Source organism: Phenylobacterium sp. (genome assembly GCF_035944335.1).
GTDB lineage: Bacteria > Pseudomonadota > Alphaproteobacteria > Caulobacterales > Caulobacteraceae > Phenylobacterium.
Genome location: NZ_DASZBG010000042.1, coordinates 1 through 3470 on the forward strand (window position 1 = coordinate 1; position 3470 = coordinate 3470).

Below are 3470 nucleotides of genomic sequence, written 5' to 3' on the forward strand. Positions count from 1 at the left end.
GCCTTCAGGTCGGTGGGCAGGCCGAGGCCCGTGGCGAGGCGGCGGACGGCTTCCGAGGCCGAGAGGCCCTCGCCGCCCATCAGCTCGGCGACCAGGGCCTGGCGCTCCGTGCCGGCCGCCTCGTTCCACTTCAGCACCGCCGGCAGGGCCACGCAGGAGGTGATCCCGTGGGGGACGCCGTAGCTACCGCCCAGGGTGTGGCCGATGGCGTGGCTGGCCCCCATGCCGCGCCCCGCGCCCGCGCCGCTGATCGCCAGCCACATGCCGAACTGGCAGTCCTGGCGCGCATCGAGGTCGGCGGCGTCGGCCTTGCTGGCCGCCAGTCCGGCCGCCAGCCGCTTCAGGCCGTCGGCGGCCAGGGCATCGGCGTAGGGCGCGCGGGTGGGATTGCAGAGTTGCTCGACGGCGTGGTCGACGGCCTTCAGGCCGGTGGAGAACCACAGCGCCGCCGGCGTCGCCAGCGTCATGGCCGGGTCGAGGATCACCGCGCGCGGGGCCAGCAGCGGATGGGTATAGCCCTCCTTGGCGCGGCGGGCGGTGTCGGTAACGCCTGCGAAGGGCGTGAACTCGGCGGCCGAGAGCGTGGTGGGGACGGCCAGCATCCGCACGCCCGCTGGGATCTGGCTCACGTCCACCCGATCCTCGCCGCGGCCGGCGCGGTAGCGGTCGAGATCGTCGGGACGTCCGAGACCCGCCCAAAGGGCAAGCTGCATCACCTTGGTCGCATCGATGACGCTGCCGCCGCCCAGCGCCACCAGCAAATCGGCCTGGGTCGTCCGCGCCGCCTCCGCCCCGCCCATGACGCTTTCGCGTGGGCTATGGGCGCCGACGCCGGCGAACACGCCGACGCAGAGTTCGCCCAGGTCCTTGGCGAGCTCGGCCGCCAGGGTCTTGGTCAGCGAGCGGTTGGTGACGATCAGCAGGCGGCGCACGCCGGAGCTGGCGGCCAGCTCCTTGAGCACCTGCGCGGCCGGACGGCCGTAGGCGACGAAGTCCTGGCGGGGGAAGCGATGGGATCCGGTCAGCATGGGGCAAATCCTGCGCCGGGCATGGCCAGGGTGCAATCGTCACCGAAAGTCCCTATATGAGGCCTGCGCATCGGCGGCCGGATCGGCCTGCGAGGACGGCGGCGGGTTCGCCCGCGCCGGGATTTCGCGCTCCCGTTTCCCCTCCTCTCTAGACACCCCCCTCTACGCTCAAAAAACTCATGAAAGGTGCTAAGCACCCCCTATGTCCAAACCTAAACGGCCGAATTCCAAGGCCGCCAATTCCAATCCCAAGTCCCGCGCGCCCAAGGGGCTGCCGGACCGGGACACCCTCCTGAAATACATCCGCGACGGCGGCGAGACCGACAAGGCGGCGCTCGCCAAGGCCTTCGGCCTGAAGGGCGAAGACCGCCGCGCGCTTCGCCACCTGTTGCAGACCCTCGAAGCCGAGGGCGCGCTCGGCAAGCGCGGCCGCAAGGGCATCGCCCCGGCCGGCGCCCTGCCCGAAGTGGGCGTGGTCGACGTGGTCGAGCGCGATCCCGACGGCGACATGCTGGTCAAGCTGGTCAAGGGCGAGGATGCGCCCCTGGTCCCGCTGTCGCCCGACCGCCGGGCCGAGACCGGCCCCGCGCCGGGGCTGGGCGACCGGCTGCTCGTGCGCTTCGAGAAGCTGGAGAACGGCGAGGTCGAGGCCCGGCTGATCAAGCGGCTGGGCCAGAGCGCGCACCGCCTGCTGGGCGTCATCCGCAAGGAACGCCGCGAGATCCGCGTCGAGCCGGTGGACCGCCGCTCCAAGGACCGGCTCGTGCTCGATCCCGCCGAGGGCGCGCAGCTCCGGGACGGCGACCTGGTGCTGGCCCAGGTGGGGCCCTCCACCGGCCGCTACGGCCCGCACCGCGGCAAGCTGCTGGAAGTCGTCGGGCGCGAGGACGAGCCCCGCGCCGCCTCGCTGATCGCCATCCACGCCCACGGCATCCCGACCGGCTTCTCGCCCGCCGCCGAAGCCGAGGCCGAAGCCGCCCAGCCGCCCAGCCTGTCGGGCCGCCAGGACCTGCGCGACGTGCCGTTCATCACCATCGACCCGGCCGACGCCCGCGACCACGACGATGCGGTCTATGCGCAGCGCGACGACGACCCGAAGAACCCCGGCGGCTGGATCGTCTGGGTGGCCATCGCCGATGTGGCGGCCTATGTGCGGCCGGGCTCGGCGCTCGACCGCGAGGCCCGCGAGAAGGGCAACAGCGTCTATTTCCCCGACCGCGTCGAGCCGATGCTGCCCGAGCGGCTGTCCAACGGCCTGTGCTCCCTGCGCGAGGGCGAGAACCGGGCCACCATGGCGGTGCGGATGGTGTTCGGCGCCGATGGGAAGAAGCGTTCGCACCGCTTCATCCGCGGCCTGATGCGCTCGGCCGCCAAGCTCTCCTACGAGCAGGCGCAGGCGGCGATCGACGGGCAGCCGGACGACAAGACCGCGGCCCTGCTGGAGCCGATCCTGAAACCCCTGTGGGCCGCCTATGCCGTCCTCAAGAAGGGCCGCGACGCCCGCTCACCGCTGGCCATCGAGAGCCTGGAGCGCAAGATCTCCATCGACCAGATGGGCCGCATCGCCTCGATCACGCCCCGCGCCTCGCTGGAGGCCCACCGGCTGATCGAGGAATATATGATCCAGGCCAACGTCTCGGCCGCGGAGACCTTGGAAGCCAAGCGGACGCCGCTGATCTACCGCATCCACGACACGCCCAGCCCGGAGAAGGTGCAGGCGCTGGTGGACTTCCTGGGCACGCTCGGCATCGGCTGGACCAAGGGCGAGGCGCCGCGCACCGAACGCTTCAACAAGCTCTTGGGCGAGACCCGCGACACCCCGCACGCCGAGATCGTCAACGAGGTGGTGCTGCGCAGCCAGATGCAGGCGATCTATTCGTCGGAGAACATCGGCCACTACGGCCTGAACCTCGACAAATACGCCCACTTCACCTCGCCGATCCGCCGCTACGCCGACCTGATCGTGCACCGGGCGCTGATCAAGGCGCTCGGGCTGGGCGACGACGGCCTGACCGACCGCGACGTGGCCGGCATCAAGGACACCGCCGAGGTGATCACCTTCGCCGAGCGCCGCGCCATGGCCGCCGAGCGCGACGCCACCGACCGCTATATCGCCGCCTTCCTCTCCGACCGGGTGGGCGCGGAGTTCGACGGCAAGGTCACCGGCGTGACCCGCTTTGGCCTGTTCGTGCGGCTGGCCGAGACCGGCGCGGATGGGCTGGTTCCGGTCTCGACGCTCGGCGACGAATATTTCGTGCACGACGACCGCGCCCACGCCCTGGTGGGCGAGCGCACCGGCGCGCGCTGGCCGCTGGGCATGACGGTGAAGGTGCGGCTGCGCGAGGCGACGCCGCTGACGGGCGGCCTGCTCTTCGACATGCTGAGCGAGCCGCTGGCGGCGGACCCCAATGCGCCGCGGCCGAGGCTGGGGATGCGCGCCCG

General features: G+C 71.7%; 2 protein-coding genes. One reads left to right on the forward strand and one right to left on the reverse strand.

Annotation, left to right across the window (positions count from 1 at the left end; all coding sequences use genetic code 11):
* Positions 1 to 1028, reverse strand: a 1028-nt coding sequence (locus tag VGT80_RS08085) for an iron-containing alcohol dehydrogenase (RefSeq protein ID WP_327454620.1), incomplete at its 3' end; no start/stop codon positions are given.
* A gap of 202 nt (positions 1029 to 1230) precedes the next feature.
* Between VGT80_RS08085 and rnr the strand changes: the two genes are divergently transcribed.
* A partial coding sequence (gene rnr, locus VGT80_RS08090; protein WP_327454622.1) for a ribonuclease R occupies positions 1231 to 3470 on the forward strand: 2240 nt, incomplete at its 3' end.